We start from the raw sequence: 18,000 nt of genomic DNA on the forward strand, positions 1-18,000 counted from the left end.
CGAGGCGGCGGCCCCGCCCACGTGGCGGGCAGCCGTCCACTACCGCCCGTGGAGCCTCGTCGAGGCTCCCGGGCGGTAGTGCTTCTGTGGACCGGGGAGTGGCGTGGTGCAGACGCTTGACGAGGACGGCACCGTCGATCCGTGGCGCCGGCGGGCTCGCCGTGCCCGCCGCCAGATGCCTCTCTGGCAGGAGCTCCCGCTGCTGCTGGTGGTCGCGTTCTGCCTCGCGGTGCTGATCCGCACCTTCCTGCTCCAGGCGTTCTTCATCCCGTCCAGCTCGATGGAGGACACGCTCCTCATCGGGGACCGGGTGCTGGTCAACAAGGTCGTCTACGACGTACGCGACCCGCAACGCGGCGAGGTGGTGGTCTTCCGGGGCACCGACCGCTGGGCGCCGCAGGTCGACGAGCAGCCGGCGCCCGGCGTCGCCGGCAAGCTCACCCGCACCGTCGGTGACCTGGTCGGGGTGAGTCGCCCCGGCGAGAAGGACTTCATCAAGCGCGTGATCGGTCTCCCCGGCGACCGGGTCAAGTGCTGCGACAGCCAGGGTCGGGTGACCGTCAACGGCACGCCGCTCAACGAGCCGTACGTGCTGAGGGACTCCCCGCTGGACCTGCCGCCCAACCCGGCGGAGTGCCGCTCCCGGCGCTTCGACGAGGTCGTCGTACCGCCCGGTCAGATCTTCGTGATGGGTGACCACCGCGAGGTCTCGCAGGATGCACGTTGCCAGGGCCCGGTGCCGATCGACAATGTGGTCGGGCGGGCCTTCATCGTGGTCTGGCCCTCGTCGCGGTGGACTTCGCTGTCGGTGCCGTCGACGTTCGACGACGTGTCCGCGCCGGCGACGGCTTCCCCCGGCGCACCCCCGGTGCAACCTACCCCGCAGGGCGGTGTGCTGCTGATACTCCCGTTGGCAGCCGCACTGCGTGGTTCCCGCGCGTTCCGGTCGGTGGCGTCCAGTTCGGCAACGTAGGCTCCTTGGCGTGATTGACGAGCAGACCGACAAGCCGCGCAGCTCCTTCTGGAAGGAGCTGCCGATCCTGCTGGGTGTGGCGATCCTGGTCGCGGTGCTGGTCCGCGCCTTCGTGCTGCAGACCTTCTTCATCCCCTCCCCGTCCATGGAGAACACTCTCAAGATCGACGACCGGGTGCTGGTCAACAAGCTGGTCTACGACTTCCGATCGCCGCACCGCGGCGAGGTGATCGTGTTCAAGGCTCCGACCGCCTGGAGCGGCAACCCCGACGGTGAGGACTTCATCAAGCGGGTGATCGGCGTCCCCGGTGACCACGTGGTCTGCTGCGACCCGGAGGAACGGCTGATGATCAACGGCAGGTCGTTGGACGAGCCGTACATCTTCTCGATGGACGGCATCCGCGACAAGCCCGCCGATCAGGAGTTCGACATCACCGTGCCGGAGGGCCGGCTGTGGGTGATGGGCGACCACCGCTCGGCTTCCGGCGACTCCCTGGAGCACTGGCAGCAGTCCGGGCAGAACATCACCGAGGCCACGATCCCCGAGGACGACGTCGTCGGTCGGGCGTTCACCGTCTTCTGGCCGGTGAGTCGGGCCACCTGGCTGACCGTGCCAGACCAGTTCGACGGCATTCCCAAGCCGTAGGCCGCCCGGGGCGTGGGCGATCCGCCGCCGGTCTGGCAGGCTGGGGCGGTGACCGTGAGCGCGAGGAGTGAGCCTGCGAGCCCCGCAGCCGCGAGCAGTGCCGACCGTGCCTACACCCCTCGACGCGCCGCCCGCGTGCTGCTCGTCGACGCGGCCGGCCGGGTCCTGCTGTTCGAGGGCTTCGACCCGGCCCGACCAGGGCACCGCTACTGGTTCACCCCCGGCGGTGGGCTCGACCCGGCGGAGTCCCCGGCAGCCGGCGCGGCACGGGAGCTGGCCGAGGAGACCGGGTTGCGGCTCGACCCGGCCGAGTTGGGCGAGCCGGTCTGGTGCGACACGACCGAGTTCACGTTCGACGGCACCTGGTACCGCCAGGAACAGGACTTCTTCCTTTTCCGGGTGCAGTCCTGGCAGGTGGACACCACGGGCTTCAACGACATCGAGCAGCGCAGCATCGCCGGTCACCGCTGGTGGCTTCCCGCCGAATTGGCGGTCAGCGGTGAGCGGTTCTATCCCCCCGAGCTGCCCGTCCTGCTGACCCGGCTGGGGCAGTCGACCGGCGCGGGCCAGGGCGAGGCGCCGTGCTGACCCCGCCGCGCACCGTCGTGCGCCGCGAGGCCGGCCTGTACGCCCTGGAGCGAGCACTCCAGCGGCGCGGCTTCCGGCACGTCGCCGGCGCGGACGAGGCGGGCCGGGGTGCGTGTGCCGGTCCGCTGGTCGCCGCCGCGGCGGTGCTGCCCGAGGGGCGGCGCGGCGAGATCGAAGGGCTGGCCGACTCGAAGCTGCTCACCCCGGCGAGCCGGGAACGGGTGTACGCGGAGGTGGTGGACCGGGCACTGGCGTACGCCGTGGTGGTCATCCCCGCGGACGAGGTCGACGCCCGGGGGCTGCACGTGTGCAACCTGGCGGCGATGCGTCGGGCGCTCGCCTCCCTCACCACCCGCCCGGAGTACGTGCTGACCGACGGCTTCGGCGTGGACGGCCTGGGCGTGCCCGGCCTGGCGGTGTGGAAGGGCGACCGGGTCGCGGCTTGTGTGGCGGCGGCCAGCGTGCTCGCCAAGGTCACGCGGGACCGGATCATGGTGGAGCTGGACGGGGTGTTCCCGGCGTACGGCTTCGCCGAGCACAAGGGTTACATCACCCCGGAGCACTCCGCTGCGCTGCGGGAGCACGGGCCGTGCCGGGAGCACCGGTTCTCGTACGTCAATGTCGCCGCGGTCTCCGGCCGCGACGGCCGGCCGCCCCGGGCCCGACGGCCCGGCGGCCACGCGCTGGAAGAGCCGATGGAGCGCTCCTGGGCGTCAGGGGGTACCGTCGGCGTGGCGTTGGGCGAGCAGCCTCGGCCTCCGGCGCCGGTGGGGGAAGATGTGGCCATGGAAGGCGGAGTGCGATGAGCGCGGAAGATCTCGAGAAGTACGAGACCGAGATGGAGCTGCAGCTCTACCGGGAGTACCGCGACATTGTCCGCCAATTCTCGTACGTGGTGGAGACGGAACGTCGGTTCTACCTGGCCAACCAGGTCGACCTGCATGTGCGCAACTCCGACGGCGAGGTCTACTTCGAGGTCGAGATGCACGACGCCTGGGTGTGGGACATGTACCGTCCTGCCCGCTTCGTGAAGAACGTCCGGGTGATGACCTTCAAGGACGTCAACGTCGAAGAGCTGGAGAAGCCCGACATCTCGCTGCCCGCCGACTCCGGCTTCGGCGGCTGACCGCACCCACGCCGGTCGGCCGCACCACGGGCCCCCCACCCGCGGCGTGACCCCCGCTGCCGATCACTCGGCCGGCACCAGGTCACTCGGCCGGCACCTCTTCACTCGGCCGGCACCACGACCTCGACCCGCTGCACCAGGTTGTTGGCGAAGCCGCCACGGTTCCACGGCTGCTCGACCGGCTGGGTGCGACCCGACGCGTCGGTCGCCCGGGCACCGAACACGTGCCGGCCCGGCGTGGCGGACCACTCGTAGCGCCACCGCCGCCAGGCGAAGTCGCCGCCGTCCGCCGGGTCCAACTCGGCCGGCACCCAGTTCTGCCCACCGTCGGTGGTGACCTCCACGGAGACCACCGGCGCGTGCCCCGACCAGGCCCGACCGTCCACCGTGCACGGCCCGGGCCGCAGCACCCGGCGGCGGGACATGAAATCGGGGAAGCCGGGCGGGCGGACCAGCGCGCGGGGTTCGATCCGGGTGACCGGAACGCCCGGGTCGTCGGCGTCGGTGCGCACCCGGTACGCGACGGCGTTCTGGTAGCCCTCGAACGGCTCGGTGCGGATCTCGACCGACTGGAGCCACTTCACGTGCGCCATGCCGTACCAGCCGGGCACGATCAGCCGAAGCGGGGCGCCGTGCTGCGGCAGCAGGGGAGCGCCGTTCATCTCGTACGCCAGCAGCACCTCCTCGCGCAGCGCGTCGGAGACCGGAAGGGCCCGCTGGTAGTCCTGCTCGACCCCACGCTCGACGCCGTGGTCGGCGCCGGTGAAGACGACGTCCACCGCGTCCGGCCCGAGGCCTGCCTCCCGCAGCAGCGGAGCGAGGGGGGTGCCGGTCCACTCGGCGTTGCCGACCGCCTCGACCAGCCAGGGCTGGCTGACCGGCCGGGGGTGCAGCAGGGCTCGTCCGTTGCCGGCGCACTCCAGGGTCACCTGCTGGGTGACCCGTGGCCGCTCACGCAGGTCGGCGAGGGTGACCGTCAGCGGGCGGTCCACCGCGCCGCCGATGGTCAGCGTGTGCGCCGCCGGGTCGACGTCCGGGATGTCGTAGTGGATCAGCAGGTAGTGCAGCCCGGCCGGGGTGACGTCGTAGCGCAGCGCCTCCAACGGGATGCCGTGGTTGCGGGCGGCGAGCTGCAACTCCTCGGCGCTGATCGCCTCGTCCGGCTCCGCGAGCCGGGACGGGCCGCTCACGTCGGCCACCGTCGGCGTCCGGTCATCGACAGTGGTCATGCCTGGGCCTCCCCGGTCCACACGGCGGCACCCGCCGTACGCGGACCAGCCTAGGCCCTCCCTGGCAGCACGAACATGGCCCGGGGGACGGTGGGGTGAGGTCAGCAGGGGAGGAGGAGACTGGCGCCGGTTCGGCCGAACAGTCCCGGTGGAGGCTCCCAGTGCTCGCAGATGAGGAATTCTGGCGGCTCGTCGACATGCTGGGCGGTCAGCCCGAGGTCCAGGACGACCGTCCGTACGAGCGGTTGACCTCGGTGCTGTCGGAGCAGCCGGTGGAATGGATCATCGACTTCGCCGAGGCGCTCGCGTTCAAGCTCCACCAACTGGACCGTCGGGTGCTGGCCCAGGCTGTCCTGCCCGGCGCCGACCGACTGTCCGATGACGACTTCCTGTATGCGCGGTGCGCGGTGGTGGTGGCGGGACCAGCGGCGATGGCAGCCGTGCTGGCGGATCCCGCAGCGTTCGAGCGTTTCACCACCGTCGAGGCCGCTCATGCGGAATCGATCCTCGACGTCCCCTCCGACGCCTACCAGAAGGCGACCGGGAAGGAGTGGGACCACGTCGAGGAGTACGACTACGAGACCGGCTCGAACGAGCAGTGGTGGTGACCTGACCGGCCGTAGCAGATCATCGGCATCGCTGGGTGGTCGTCCACAGGAGCTCCGGTTGTCCACAGGTCCGCAGGCCGGGCTGGCGGACGACCCGGCTTCGGCCGGAGGCTGCCGTCATGCGACCCCGATCCGTCCCGCGCACCGGCCCGGTCCGCCATGCCGGGCTGCTCCGCGCCGCGCCTGCCCTCGCGCTGATCGTCCAGCTCTGCGGGTTGGTCGAGGCGACGCCCCGCGAACCATCGACGCCGGCCGTGCCGGTCGCGGCGGCCCTGCCGTCCGCCCCGCAGCCCGCCGGGCGGTTCCGCTGGCCGGTCACCGGGGCGCCTCGTCCGGTACGCCGATTCGACCCGCCGCCCCGGCCGTGGCTGCCCGGTCACCGGGGCGTCGACCTGGCCGCGCCGGCCGGAACGGTGATCCGCAGCGCCGGTCCGGGCGCCGTGCTCTTCGCCGGTCTGGTGGCCGGGCGACCGGTGATCACCGTGGGGCACGCCGACGGGCTGCGAACCACCCACGAGCCGGTCCGACCCGCCGTACGTCCCGGCCAGCAGGTCACCGCCGGCACGCCGCTGGGCGAGCTGCTGCCCGGACACCCGGGTTGCCCGGCCGCGGCGTGCCTGCACTGGGGCCTGCGCCGGGGCACGGACTATCTGGACCCGCTGGCACTGCTCGGCCTCGGCCCGGTGCGACTGCTGCCGGTCAATGAGGCCGGCCCTCCGCTGCCGGTCCGTGGGACCGGCCTCGGCGGGGTCAGCGCTGGGCGAGCAGCGCCGGCAGCCGCACGGCCAGCCGCTCGTACTCGTCGGCGGTGTTGTAGACCTGACCGGTGAGGCGCAACCACCCCCGGCCGTTCCAGCTCATCACCGCCACCTCGGCGGCGAGCCGTTCGCCGATCCGCGCCTGCAACGCCCGCGCCGCGTCGATGGTGGCGGCCAGGCCGGCCGGCAACGGAATGAGGCGCAGAGACACCCCCGGTCCGCCGGGGTCGGGCAGTTGGGCGGGAGGCACCCCCAGCGCGTCCGCGACCACCCGCTGGCCGTACGCGGCGAGCGCGGCGTTGTGCGCCCGCACCCGGTCGACGCCGAGACTGCGCAGCGTGAACAGGCCCGCCGGAGCGGCCAGCCAGGACGTGTAGTCGAGGGTCGCCTGCCACTCGACCCGGGCCGGGAAACCAGACTCCTGCTCCCAGGACACCACCAGCGGCTCGATCCGGTCCCGCCACTGCGGTGCCACCGCCAGCAGGGCGGTCCCGCGCGGGGCGTACGCCCACTTGTGCAGGTTGCCCACCCAGAAGTCCGCGCCGATGCTGGCCACCGTCGTGGACAGCATCCCCGGGGCGTGTGCGGCGTCGACCAGGACCGGTACGCCGTGTTCGCGGGCCACCCCGACGATCGCGGCGGTCGGGAAGAGCTTGGCCGTGGCCGAGGTGAGCTGGTCGACGACGAGCACCCGGGTCCGACCGGGCCGCAGGCCCGCGCGGATGATCTGCACGAGCTGCTCGTCGCTCGCGGCCAGCGGGATCGGCAGCACCCGGCTGACCGCTCCGGTGCGACGGCACTCGCGCTGGATGGCCAGGCTCACCGCCCCGTACCCGTGATCGGTGCTGAGCACCTCGTCGCCGGGTTGCAGACCCAGCGACTGGAGCACGACGGCGACGCCGGTCGTGGTGTTGCCCACCAGGGCGCTGCCGTCGGGGTCGGCACCCAGGAACCCGGCGAGGTGCCGGCGGGTGTGCGCGATCCGGTCGACCAGGCCCTGGGTGAAGAAGCGCAGCGGGTTGGCCTCCATCTCGTCACGCAGCCGCTGCTGGGCCCGCTGCACCCCGATCGGGACCGCGCCGAACGAGCCGTGGTTGAGGTGGCTGACCGCCGGGTCCAGGGAGAAGAGCAGGCGGGCGCCCGGGATGGGTTCAGGGGGCTGCGGGACGCTCACGTGATGATCGTAACCGCCGGGGCCCCCGCCCTCCGGCCCTTGATCAGGCGCGCGGGTGGGCCTGACGGTAGGCGGCACGCAGCCGCTCCACAGAAACGTGCGTGTAGATCTGCGTGCTGGCCAACGACGCGTGGCCGAGCAGCTCCTGCACGGCCCGCAGGTCCGCGCCGCCCTCCAGGAGGTGGGTGGCCGCCGAGTGGCGCAGACCGTGCGGGCTCGTCCGGGGCAGGCCGGCGGCCTCGGCGTACGCACCGACGATCTGACGCGCCGTCGTCGGGTTGAGTCGGCCACCCCTGGCACCCAACAGCAGCGCGTCCCCGGAACGGGCACCCACCAACGCCGGACGGCCCCGACGCAGCCATTCGTCCAACGCCCGCTGTGCGGGCACCCCGTACGGCACCGCGCGCTCCCGTCCGCCCTTGCCGAACACCCGGATCACCCGTCGGCCATGGTCGACGTCCCCGACGTCCAACCCGCACGCCTCGCTGACCCGTACACCGGTGGCGTAGAGCAGCTCCAGCAGCACCCGGTCACGCAGCGGCACGGCCTCGGTCTCGGCCGTCTGCGCCGCGCCCGGTGTCGGCCCGGGAGATGGGTCGGTGGGAGCTGGGCTCACGGACGGCGCCGGCCGCACCGGCGGGTTGGTGGGAGCTGAACCCACGGGCGGTGCCTGCCGCGTCGGCGCCTCGACCAGGGCAGCGGCCTGGTCGGCGCGTAGGACGCTGGGCAGCTCGCGGTGCGCACGCGGACTGGCCAGCGCCGCACCGACGTCGGCGGAGAGCAGCCCGGCCCGGTGCGCCCATGCGCTGAACGCCCGCGCCGACGCGGCCCGGCGGGCCAGCGAGGTGCGGGCCGCGCCGGTGGTGCGTTGCTTCGCCAGCCAGCTGCGCAGCACCGACAGGTCCAGCTCGGCCAGGTCGACGCAGCCCATCCGGACGGCGTGGTCGAGCAGCGAGACGAGATCGGTGACGTACGCGCGGACGGTGTGCGCCGACCGGTTACGCACCCGGGACAGGTGCTCGGCGAAGTCGTCGACGGCGTCACGCAGCTCGGGCGGTAGTGCCTGGTGCATGGCCCGGGTGCCCCGGTCCGGCCGGCTCATCGTGGCCGCGCCGACTTGCGGACCGGTCCATCGGCCCCGGCACCTTCACTGGCAGCTGGCACGGCACCAGCCTACGGCCGAGCGACGAGGGTCACCGGCCCCCACGGTGCCGATGTTCGTCGGGCCTCGACTATCGCCTGTTGGACCTCCTGATCAGCACCACCACCAGGCCGGCAATGAGCACGGCGGACGTGAAGAGACAGCACAGCACCGTGATGTGCCACGGCTTGACAGCACCCATGACCGGGCACCGTACCGGTAGGAGCGACATCTCAGTGCCCCCGCGCTGGCGCCCTCAGGCCGACCCGGACGTCGTCGCCGCCGTCGTGCGCTTCGGTCGGGAGGGCGGGACGAGGGCGTAACCGCCCTCGCGACGAACCACCATGGACAACTCCTCCAGGAGAGACAGCTTGCGCAACGCGGTCCGTACGTCGACACCCGCGCGGGCGGCGAGACGGTCCACGCCCATCGCCCCTCGCCGCGGCAGCGCCTCGAGCAGTGACCGCGCGTCGTCGTCGAGCGCGTCGGCGGGCCGTCGCGGGCCGCGCGTCAACGGAGCCAGGTCCGCGCCGATCCGGCCCACCTCCTCAAGGACGTGCGCCAGCCCGGTGACCAGCCGAGCCTTGGGGAAATCGCGGAGGAACTCGTGCGCGCCGACGGACATCGCCGAGGTCACCGGCCCAGGCACCACCATGACCGCCCGGTTGGTGTAGATGGCTCGCCGCGCGGTCTGCGTCGCGCCACTGCGTGCCGACGCCTCCACCAGGACGGTGCCCCGGGTGCCTCCGGCGATCACCCGGTTGCGGATCAGAAACCGGGGCCGCAGGGGTTCGGCACCGGGCGGCCACTCGCTGACCAGCAACCCGGTGTCGGCGATCCGGTCGAAGAGTGCGGCGTTGCCCATCGGGTACGGCCGGTCCAGCCCACAGGCGAGCACCGCGACGGTCAGGCCACCGGCGTTGAGAGCACCCCGGTGGGCGGCGGCGTCGATGCCGAACGCGCCACCGGACACGACCGTCCAGTCCCGCTCGGCGAGCCCGTAACCCAACTCGGTCGCGACGTGCTGCCCGTAGCCGGTGGCCGCCCGCGCCCCGACCACGGCCACCGAACGATCCAGGGCCTCGCCCAACGGCCAACTTCCGCGTACCCAGAAGCAGAGCGGCGGGGCGGTCTCCACGTCCACCCGGCGGGTGACATCCGGCAGGCGCAGGTTGGCCAGGACCGCGACCTGGGCTGGCCACTCCTCGTCGTCCGGCGTGACCAGGCGTGCTCCGAGCCGGTCCGCGCGCTCCAGCGCCTCGGCCGCCACCGCCCGGGCGTCGCCGGCCGCCGTCCGGGCGGCCACCGTGCTGTGCAGCCAACCGTCCGGGCTGCCGCCGTCGAGCAGCAGGTCCAGGGTCGCCACCGGGCCGTGCCGTTCGACCAGTCGGTGCACCGCGCGGGTGCCCGGCTCGGCCAGCCAGGTCAGGGCGACCCGGGCCAGCCGCCGTTCGTCGTCGGCGCTCATGTCGCTTCTCCCGTCCGGAGTTGGATCGCTTCCCGCACGTCGTCCAGGTCCGGCCGATCCCGGCCGTCCAGGTCAGCGATGGTCCAGGCCATCCGAATGACCCGGTCGAAGCCGCGCGCCGACAGCGAGCCGGAGTCGAGCCGGCCCCGCAGTTCGGCGGTGACCCGGGCGGGCAGCCGCCACGGCGGTCGGCGCAGGTGCGGGCCGTCCACCTCGGCGTTCACCCGCCGGCCGAGACCGGCCCAGCGGGTGGCCGCCGCCTGCCGGGCCGTTGCCACCCGGGCGGCGACCGTGGCCGACGGCTCGGTGTCGCCCTCGGGTGCCAGCAACTCCGCCGCCCGCACCGGCATCAGCCGAACCTGTACGTCGATCCGGTCGAGCAGCGGCCCGGAGAGCCGGCCCAGGTAGCGGCGGCGGACCAGCGCTGTGCACTCGCAGTGCGCGTCGCCGGACGGCTTCGCACACGGGCACGGATTGGCGGCAAGCACCAGTTGGGTCCGGGCCGGGTACACGGTGCCGCCCCCGCTGCGACTCAGCTGGATGCGACCATTTTCCAGTGGTTGGCGCAGGGCCTCCAACGCGCCCTTGCTGAACTCGGGGGCCTCGTCCAGGAACAACACCCCGCGGTGTGCCAACGACACCGCGCCGGGCCGGGCCAGCCCCGAGCCTCCACCGACCAGCGACGGCACGGTCGCGGTGTGGTGCGGCGCCTGGAACGGCGGGCGACGCAGCAACCGGCCGCCCGGCGGCAGCAGCCCGGCAATCGAGTGCAGCGCCGTGACCTCCAGCGCCGCGTCGTCGTCCAGCTCGGGCAGGATCGACGGCAGCCGTTCGGCCAGCATCGTCTTGCCGGCACCCGGAGGGCCGAGCAGGGCCACGTGGTGCCCGCCGGCGGCGGCGACCTCCAACGCGCGTCGGCCCAGCTGCTGCCCGGCGACATCGGCGAGATCCGGTCCGTCGTCCAGCGGTGCCGGGACGGCCGTCGGAGGCTCGATCAGCGGAGTGCCGTCGCGAACGAAGGCGACCAGCCGGTGCAGGTTGTCCACTGCTCGCACCCGTACCCCCGGGATGACCGCGGCCTCGGCGGCATTGCCGACCGGCACGATCACTCGCCCGACGCCGGCCTGGGCCGCGGCGGCGACCATCGGGAGCACGCCGCGCACCGGTCGGACCGTCCCGTCGAGCCCCAACTCGCCGAGGACCACGACCCCCTCCAGGGGGAGCAGCGGCAGTTCACCGGAGCCGCCGAGTAGCGCCGCGGCGATGGCGAGATCGAAGGCCGAGCCGAACTTCGGCAGCGTGGCGGGCAGCAGGTTGAGGGTGATCCGCCGGTTGGGCCACCGCTGGCCGGAGTTGACCACGGCGGCGCGGACGCGGTCGCGGGCCTCGTGCAGGGCGGTGTCCGGTAACCCGGAGATCACCACCGCCGGCAGGCCGGCGGACAGGTCGGCCTCCACCTCGACCAGGTGACCGGTCACCCCGACCAGGCCCACAGAGAGCACCTTGGCGTAGCTCATGGCGCCGTCACCGATCCTTGGGAGCGCGCATGTCAGAACGCGCCCTTGAGGTGGTCGACCTGCGCCGGGCCGGCGTCGGGCAGCCGTACCGACAGCACGTCGAAACGCACCTCCTCGGCGGTCGTGCCGGTCTCGGTCAGCCAACGGGCGGCGAGCCCTCGCAGCCGGCGGGCCTTGGCCGGAACGACCGCCTCGGCCGGGGTGCCGAAGTTGTCGCCCCGGCGGGTCTTCACCTCGCAGAAGGCGAGCACCGGCCCGTCCCAGGCGATGATGTCGATCTCCCCGGCCGCGCAGCGCCAGTTTCGGGCGATCGGGCGCAGCCCTGCCTCGGTCAGGTGCCGGGCGGCACACCGCTCGCCGTACGCGCCGACCGCCTGGTTCCGATTTGTCATGGCCGGCACGGTGCCCGCCAGAGAGCGCGTTTCGCGACCCCGGTGACGGCCCAGCTGTGGACGACGGGTGTCCTGTGGACAACCGGACGATCATGCCCGGATGTGCTACGGCGACATCCTGGACAGGTTGCGCCTGCAGTGTCGCTGAGCTGGGGCCGGATGGCGCGCGGGCTGCCGGTCGCATACGGTGCCTGACGTGGACGGACGACGGAGCTTTCCGGAAGATCAGGAGTCGCGCTGGTACCCCGATGAGCGGGGTCGCGGTTACGGCGAGTCGGAGTGGCGCGGCACGGGCGAATCGCGGTACCGGGACACTGAGGTTCCCGAGCAGCGCGGCCCCGACGAGAGCCGCTCCGTCGAGGACACCGGCGTCGGCCGCCGCCGGGAGCCGGACTCCGGTCGCTTCGGCGCCGTCGATGCGAGCGGCCGCTTCGGTACGCCTGAGTCGGACTCGGGTCGGCTGAGCGCGGTGGACGCGGGCCGTTTCGGCGCCCCCGAACCGGACTCGGGCCGCTTCGGTGCCGTGGAAGCCCCGCCCGGTCGGTTCGGCGCGGGTGAGCCCGAATCGGGACGGTTCGGTGCGGCTGACCCGTTGAGCGATGCACGATCGGAAGCGGACGGTTACCGGGCGACCCGCTCGCGGAGGGCTGACCGGGACCCATCGGAGGTCTCCGGTGAGCTGCCCGGTCGACGGGCCGCCCGCGAGTCGACCGGGCTTGGTTCCCCACTGACCACCGGCCTGCCGGAGGCCACCCGGGACGCCCTGCCGGCGTCCGACACGTCCGCTGCCGTGCTCGCCGACCAGGTGCGTCCCGCCCCACTGGCTGGCTACCCGATCATCGAGCCGAGCCGGGGCGGTGACACGCCACACCCGCTGGAGATGCCGACCGGCCCGATGCCGGGGATCGGTCCCCGCCCGGACCTGCCCGCGACGGAGCCGTCGACGTACCCCCCGGTGGCTGACGGCGTCTACCGGACCCGCCGGCCGGTGCTGGCCGTACTCTTCGCTCTGCTGGTGTTGATCTTCGAAGTCCCCGCGCTGCGCGTGCTGCTGGCGGGCGTGACCGGCGACCCGGTGGACGCCGGGAACGTGGTGGTGGGTATCGCCCTGGTCGCCGGGCTGCCGATCTTCGCGACCGGGCTCTACGGGCTCCGGACCGGCGGTCTGGCGCTCTCCGACGGTGGTCGGGGATGGCTCCGCCCGCCCACGGCCTACCTGACGGTCGGGCTGGTGCTCTTCCTCGCGGCCGCGCTCGCTGTCGGCTGACCCGTCGAGCGCCGCCAGCTGTGCGTGGCGCTGCCTGCCGCGTCTTGATCGACTCGGCTTTCAGGAAGTCGCGGTGTCCGGATGGGCGCGAAGCCGCCCCGTGCTCAGGTGGTCGTAGCAATCGATCTTGTCGTTCGTTGGTCTCTTCGGCGGGGTGATCGCTGAGAGGCTGGTGGGGCGTGGCGGGTCGTAGGCCGTTGACGGTGGTGGACCGGGAAGAGATCACGCGGGGGATCGCTGAAGGGCTCTCGGGTCAGCAGATTGCGGCGCGGATTGGTCGGGATCCGAGTGTGGTGTCGCGGGAGATTTGTCGGGGTGGTGGGCGGGGGTTCTATCGGGCGTGGCGTTCGCAGCGGCAGGCGCAGCGGGCGCGGCGCCGGCCGAAGCCGTGCAAGCTGGAGTTGGACGCGCGGCTGCGGGAGGTGGTGGTGGCGTTGTTGGGTGAGGGTTGGTCGCCGGATCAGGTCGCTGGGCGGTTGCGGGTGGACTATCCCGAGGACGAGGCGATGCGGGTGTCGCACGAGGCGATTTACACGTGGATGTATGCGTTGCCGGTCGGGGAGTTGGCACGGCAGCACCTGCGGTTGCGCAGTGGCCGCAGGAACCGTCGCCCGGCGCGTTCGCCGGCGTCGCGGGCGCCGAAGATCCCGAACCCGACGTTCATCGATCAGCGGCCCGTCCAGGCCGAGGACCGGCGGGTACCTGGGCACTGGGAAGGCGACCTGGTCATCGGCAAGAACGGCGCCAGCGCCACCGCCACGCTGGTGGAACGCACCTCCCGGTTCCTGATCCTGATCCCGCTATCAGGAAGAGACAGCCCCACCGTCACCAGCGCCGTGGCCACCGGCATCGCCGGTCTGCCCGACGCCCTGCGCCGCACCCTGACCTGGGACTGCGGCACCGAAATGGCCGAACACGCCGCCCTGAGCATCGCCGCCGGTATCGACGTCTACTTCGCCCACCCCCACAGTCCCTGGCAACGCGGCACCAACGAGAGCACCAACCGGTGGATTCGCGAATACCTACCCCGCGGCACCGTCATCCCCAACGACCACGACCACCTCAACGCCATCGCCGACCGACTCAACAACCGACCCCGCCGTATCCTCGGCTACAAGAAACCCAAAGAAGTCTTCGCCGAGCTGCTGACCAGCCAGATTGCTTCCACCGGCTGAGCACGGGCGCGGTTTCCAGGAAACCGAGTCGATCATCGCCGAACGCGCCGCCCGGCCGTGCGCCCGCCGCGCATCCCGCGCACTTCGCACCCCGGGGCGGCTGAACGGGCGAGGGGCGTACACTGGCCAACTGGCGACCGCCTCGTGCGGTCGACCTCGCGCGCCCTCTTCACGAATCGTCGTGGAGCGACGGCCTCCCTGGTCCCGATCTTGATCGGGTCCACCATGGGTCGGCGACCAGGCGCCAGGACGCCCGGCCACCGGCCGGGCGTGACAACCAGGGATCTTGAGGAGTACCCCAACCATGGCCGTCGTGACCATGCGCCAGCTGCTGGAGAGCGGTGTCCACTTCGGGCACCAGACCCGGCGCTGGAACCCGAAGATGAAGCGCTTCATCATGACCGAGCGCAACGGCATCTACATCATCGACCTGCGCCAGACCCTCGAGTACATCGAGAAGGCGTACGAGTTCGTGCGTGGGACCGTCGCCGAGGGTGGCAGCATCCTGTTCGTCGGCACCAAGAAGCAGGCCCAGGAGGCGATTGCCGAGCAGGCGACCCGGGTCGGCCAGCCGTACGTCAACCACCGCTGGCTCGGTGGCATGCTGACCAACTTCCAGACGGTGTACAAGCGGCTCCAGCGGATGAAGGAGCTGGAGGGCCTGGGTGACCTCAGCGGCACCGCCGCCGGTTACACCAAGAAGGAGACCCTGCAGCTCTCCCGCGAGAAGATCAAGCTGACCCGCACCCTCGGTGGTCTGCGGGACATGCAGAAGCTTCCCGCCGCGGTCTGGATCGTCGACACCAAGAAGGAGCACATCGCCGTCGACGAGGCCCGCAAGCTGGGCATCCCGGTGATCGCGGTGCTGGACACCAACTGTGACCCGGACGAGGTCGACTTCCCGATCCCGGGCAACGACGACGCGATCCGCTCGGCGGAGCTGCTGACCAAGGTCGTCGCCGCCGCCGTCGCGGATGGTCTGATCGCGCGTTCCGGCCGTCGCCGGGGCAACGACGAGAAGCCCGAGGGTGTCGCGAGCGACGAGCCGCTGACCGAGTGGGAGCGCGAGCTGCTGGAGCCGAAGAAGGCCGACGAGTCGGCCGCCCCGGCCGCCCCGGCCGAGCAGCCCGCCGCTGCCGCCGCCGAGCAGCCCGCCGCCACCCCGGAGCAGCCGGCGCAGGCCGCCACCGAGCAGCCGGCGGCAGCCACCGCGGAGTGATCGCACCGTCGCTGCCCGCCGTCCGTTTTCGCGAACGGCGGGCAGCGACGGTACGCCGGGCACGATCCGCCCGGATCCGGGTAACCGTCACCTCTGACCATCCACACGCCGTCTCAACACCGAAGAGAGAGCCATGTCCCAAATCACCGCCGCGGACGTCAAGAAGCTCCGCGACCTCACCGGCGCCGGCATGATGGACAGCAAGAAGGCGCTGACCGAGGCCGAGGGCGACTTCGACAAGGCCATCGAGATCCTGCGCGTCAAGGGCGCCAAGGACGTCGGCAAGCGGGCCGGTCGTACGGCCGCCAACGGCCTGGTCGCCCACTCCGGCAAGGCGCTGCTCGAGCTCAACTGCGAGACCGACTTCGTCGCCAAGACCGAGTCGTTCATCGCGCTGGCCCAGCAGCTGGTCGAGCACGGCGAGCGCGCCGGCGTGAACACCGCCGAGGAGCTGCTCGCCACCGAGCTCGACGGCAAGGTCGTCGCGGACCTGATCCAGGAGCAGTCGGCCAAGATCGGCGAGAAGCTGGTGCTCAACCGGTTCGCCCGGGTCGAGGGCACCACCGCCGTCTACCTGCACCGCAAGGCCCAGGACCTGCCGCCGGCCGTTGGTGTGCTGGTGTCGTACACCGGTAAGACCGACGAGGCGGGCGACGCCGACGCCCGTGGTGTGGCCATGCAGATCGCCGCGATGCGGCCGAAGTACCTGACCCGGGACGAGGTTCCGGCTGAGGTCGTCGAGTCCGAGCGGCGCATCGCCGAGCAGACCGCCCGCGAGGAGAACAAGCCCGAGGCGGCCTTGCCGAAGATCATCGAGGGTCGGGTGAACTCGTTCTTCAAGGACTACGTCCTGATCGAGCAGTCGTCCGTCGCTGACAACAAGAAGTCGGTGAAGCAGTTGCTGGCCGAGGCTGGCATCGAGGTCACCCGCTTCGTGCGGTTCGAGGTCGGCCAGGCCTGAGCCGTCACCGGGCGCCGTGGGCGCCCGTGGGCAGAAGACGTCGACGAGGAGGCCGCCGGTGTACGTGACAGGCACCGCGGCCTCCTTGTCACATAGGGTCGGCAGCGGCAGGTTCGCGGTACGCGCCGCACGGGGCGTGCGCGTGGGGAAGGGCGGGGCGGATGACGCAGGTTGTGAGTGACCGGACGCTGGCGGTGGACGATCCGACGGCACCGCCGCCGGGACGCGCCCGCCGGGTGGTGCTGAAGCTCTCCGGTGAGGTGTTCGGCGGCGGCGCGATCGGCGTCGACCCGGACGTCGTCCAGGCCATCGCCCGGCAGATCGCCACCGTGGTCCGTCGCGGCGTGCAGGTCTCCGTGGTGGTCGGCGGCGGCAACTTCTTCCGCGGCGCGGAGCTGCAGAAGCGCGGGATGGACCGGGCCCGCGCCGACTACATGGGCATGCTCGGCACCGTGATGAACTGCCTCGCGTTGCAGGACTTCCTGGAGAAGGAAGGCATCGAGACGCGGGTGCAGAGCGCCATCACGATGGCTCAGGTCGCCGAGCCGTACATCCCCCTGCGGGCGATCCGGCACCTGGAGAAGGGCCGTGTGGTCATCTTCGGCGCCGGCGCCGGGATGCCGTACTTCTCCACCGACACGGTGGCCGCCCAGCGGGCTCTGGAGATCCGGGCCGACGTGGTGCTGATGAGCAAGAACGGCGTGGACGGCGTCTACACCGCCGACCCGCGGATCGACCCCACCGCCAGCAAGCTCGACTCGATCACCTTCTCCGAGGCGCTGCGCCGCAACCTGCGGGTGGCCGACGCGGCGGCGTTCAGCCTCTGCATGGAGAACGGCCTGCCGATGCTGGTCTTCGGCGCGCAGGGTGACGACACCATCATCCGCGCTGTGGGTGGCGACAAGATCGGCACCCTGATCACCGCCTGAGCCCCGCCGACGGCGACGGCAGCGGCGGTCCTGACGACTTTCAGCAGAGCCCACCACGAGCACAGAAGGAGGCGAGGAGACCGGTGATCGACGACACCCTCCTCGAGGCCGAGGAAAAGATGGAGCGTGCGGTTGAGCACGCCAAGGAGGAGTTCGGCGCCATCCGTACCGGTCGCGCCAACGCCGCCATGTTCTCCAAGGTCATCATCGACTACTACGGCACGCCCACGCCGCTGACCCAGATGGCGTCCATCGCGGTGCCCGAGCCGCGGATGGCCATCATCAAGCCGTACGACAACTCGCAGATCAATGCGATGGAGAAGGCGATCCGCGACTCGGACCTCGGGGTGAACCCGAACAACGAGGGCAACCAGTTGCGCATCCTGCTCCCGCAGATGACCGAGGAGCGCCGCCGCGACATGATCAAGGTGGCCCGGCACAAGGGCGAGGAGGCCAAGGTGGCGATCCGCAACGTCCGCCGCCGTGGCAAGGAAGAGCTGGACCGGATCGTCAAGGACGGTGAGGCCGGCGAGGACGACGGTCGCCGCGCCGAGAAGGAACTCGACGATCTGACCCAGCGCTACGTCGCCAGCATCGACGACCTGGTCAAGCACAAGGAAACCGAACTGCTCGAGGTGTGACCGTCCGCCCGTCGCTCGGGTGAGATGCGCCGAGGCCCGACCCCCACCGGGGCCGGGCCTCGTGTCGTACGTGAGCGGGGAAGCCGGACGGTCCTGAGGCTCTTCCCGGATCGTGCGGGAGACGAGTCGGATCATGACTGCGGTCTGCGTACCGGATGGGTGGGTATCGCTCGGCGACGGGCCGCCGG

The 18,000-nt window shown here is 71.9% G+C and carries 18 protein-coding genes and 1 pseudogene; 13 read left to right on the forward strand and 6 right to left on the reverse strand.

Annotated features, from left to right (window positions below; all coding sequences use genetic code 11):
• The first annotated feature begins 103 nt into the window (after positions 1-103).
• Genes lepB (FBZ33_RS05490) through FBZ33_RS05510 form a run of 5 tightly spaced genes read left to right on the forward strand, consistent with a single transcriptional unit; the run spans position 104 to position 3,333 of the window.
• Positions 104-973 (forward strand): signal peptidase I, encoded by an 870-nt coding sequence (lepB, locus tag FBZ33_RS05490; RefSeq protein ID WP_088946623.1) that lies wholly within the window; start codon positions 104-106, stop codon positions 971-973.
• Positions 974-983: 10 nt separating this feature from the next.
• The gene (lepB, locus tag FBZ33_RS05495; RefSeq protein ID WP_141908223.1) at positions 984-1,619 is read left to right on the forward strand and encodes a signal peptidase I; all 636 of its coding nucleotides are present in this window, start codon (positions 984-986) and stop codon (positions 1,617-1,619) included.
• 54 nt (positions 1,620-1,673) lie between these two features.
• A complete protein-coding gene (locus FBZ33_RS05500; RefSeq protein WP_255509106.1) occupies positions 1,674-2,207 on the forward strand; it encodes an NUDIX hydrolase in 534 nt (177 codons plus the stop codon).
• Positions 2,201-3,013, forward strand: coding sequence for a ribonuclease HII (locus tag FBZ33_RS05505; RefSeq protein ID WP_088946626.1), 813 nt, complete (start codon positions 2,201-2,203; stop codon positions 3,011-3,013). The genes FBZ33_RS05500 and FBZ33_RS05505 overlap by 7 nt, the downstream gene beginning before the upstream one ends.
• On the forward strand, positions 3,010-3,333 hold the full coding sequence (locus tag FBZ33_RS05510; protein WP_007075222.1) for a DUF2469 domain-containing protein: 324 nt from the start codon (positions 3,010-3,012) through the stop codon (positions 3,331-3,333). The genes FBZ33_RS05505 and FBZ33_RS05510 overlap by 4 nt, the downstream gene beginning before the upstream one ends.
• Before the next feature lie 101 nt (positions 3,334-3,434).
• Here FBZ33_RS05510 and FBZ33_RS05515 read toward each other — a convergent pair whose 3' ends face one another.
• Positions 3,435-4,562 (reverse strand): sulfite oxidase, encoded by a 1,128-nt coding sequence (locus FBZ33_RS05515; protein WP_141908225.1) that lies wholly within the window; start codon positions 4,560-4,562, stop codon positions 3,435-3,437.
• Positions 4,563-4,723: 161 nt separating this feature from the next.
• Here FBZ33_RS05515 and FBZ33_RS05520 point away from each other — a divergent pair, with 161 nt between their 5' ends.
• Together FBZ33_RS05520 and FBZ33_RS05525 are read left to right on the forward strand one after the other, a co-directional pair.
• Entirely contained in the window at positions 4,724-5,170 is a 447-nt protein-coding gene (locus FBZ33_RS05520; RefSeq protein WP_141908226.1) for a DUF4240 domain-containing protein, read from the forward strand.
• A gap of 119 nt (positions 5,171-5,289) precedes the next feature.
• Positions 5,290-6,000, forward strand: coding sequence for a murein hydrolase activator EnvC (locus FBZ33_RS05525; protein ID WP_185755218.1), 711 nt, complete (start codon positions 5,290-5,292; stop codon positions 5,998-6,000).
• Here the strand turns inward: FBZ33_RS05525 and FBZ33_RS05530 are convergent.
• From FBZ33_RS05530 to FBZ33_RS05550, 5 genes are all read right to left on the reverse strand, one after another.
• Complete coding sequence (locus FBZ33_RS05530; RefSeq protein WP_099851212.1) at positions 5,921-7,102, reverse strand: aminotransferase class V-fold PLP-dependent enzyme; 1,182 nt, start codon at positions 7,100-7,102, stop codon at positions 5,921-5,923. The genes FBZ33_RS05525 and FBZ33_RS05530 overlap by 80 nt on opposite strands.
• Positions 7,103-7,145: 43 nt before the next feature.
• The gene (locus FBZ33_RS05535) at positions 7,146-8,204 is read right to left on the reverse strand and encodes a tyrosine-type recombinase/integrase (RefSeq protein WP_141908227.1); all 1,059 of its coding nucleotides are present in this window, start codon (positions 8,202-8,204) and stop codon (positions 7,146-7,148) included.
• A 295-nt stretch (positions 8,205-8,499) separates the two neighbouring features.
• Entirely contained in the window at positions 8,500-9,711 is a 1,212-nt protein-coding gene (gene dprA / locus FBZ33_RS05540; protein ID WP_141908228.1) for a DNA-processing protein DprA, read from the reverse strand.
• Positions 9,708-11,228, reverse strand: a complete 1,521-nt coding sequence (locus FBZ33_RS05545) for a YifB family Mg chelatase-like AAA ATPase (protein WP_099851217.1) — start codon at positions 11,226-11,228, stop codon at positions 9,708-9,710. The genes dprA and FBZ33_RS05545 overlap by 4 nt, the downstream gene beginning before the upstream one ends.
• A 32-nt stretch (positions 11,229-11,260) precedes the next feature.
• Entirely contained in the window at positions 11,261-11,620 is a 360-nt protein-coding gene (locus FBZ33_RS05550) for a YraN family protein (protein WP_099851219.1), read from the reverse strand.
• Positions 11,621-11,779: 159 nt separating this feature from the next.
• Here FBZ33_RS05550 and FBZ33_RS05555 point away from each other — a divergent pair.
• The 6 genes and pseudogenes from FBZ33_RS05555 to frr all read left to right on the forward strand — a co-directional run bounded on the left by FBZ33_RS05555 (position 11,780) and on the right by frr (position 17,812).
• A pseudogene (locus tag FBZ33_RS05555) lies at positions 11,780-12,887 on the forward strand (hypothetical protein).
• 179 nt (positions 12,888-13,066) lie between these two features.
• Positions 13,067-14,062: an IS30 family transposase gene (locus FBZ33_RS05560; protein WP_141908230.1), complete on the forward strand. Its 996-nt coding sequence runs from the start codon at positions 13,067-13,069 to the stop codon at positions 14,060-14,062.
• Positions 14,063-14,366: 304 nt separating this feature from the next.
• The gene (rpsB, locus tag FBZ33_RS05565) at positions 14,367-15,281 is read left to right on the forward strand and encodes a 30S ribosomal protein S2 (RefSeq protein ID WP_088946655.1); all 915 of its coding nucleotides are present in this window, start codon (positions 14,367-14,369) and stop codon (positions 15,279-15,281) included.
• Between the two features lie 133 nt (positions 15,282-15,414).
• On the forward strand, positions 15,415-16,242 hold the full coding sequence (gene tsf, locus FBZ33_RS05570; RefSeq protein ID WP_088946656.1) for a translation elongation factor Ts: 828 nt from the start codon (positions 15,415-15,417) through the stop codon (positions 16,240-16,242).
• A 161-nt stretch (positions 16,243-16,403) separates the two neighbouring features.
• Positions 16,404-17,171, forward strand: coding sequence for a UMP kinase (pyrH, locus tag FBZ33_RS05575; RefSeq protein WP_088946657.1), 768 nt, complete (start codon positions 16,404-16,406; stop codon positions 17,169-17,171).
• An 83-nt stretch (positions 17,172-17,254) separates the two neighbouring features.
• Positions 17,255-17,812, forward strand: coding sequence for a ribosome recycling factor (gene frr, locus FBZ33_RS05580; RefSeq protein WP_088946658.1), 558 nt, complete (start codon positions 17,255-17,257; stop codon positions 17,810-17,812).
• Positions 17,813-18,000: the final 188 nt, after the last annotated feature.

The organism is Micromonospora sp. A202 (genome assembly GCF_006715105.1).
In the GTDB taxonomy this organism is placed as follows: Bacteria; Actinomycetota; Actinomycetes; order Mycobacteriales; family Micromonosporaceae; genus Micromonospora; species Micromonospora zamorensis.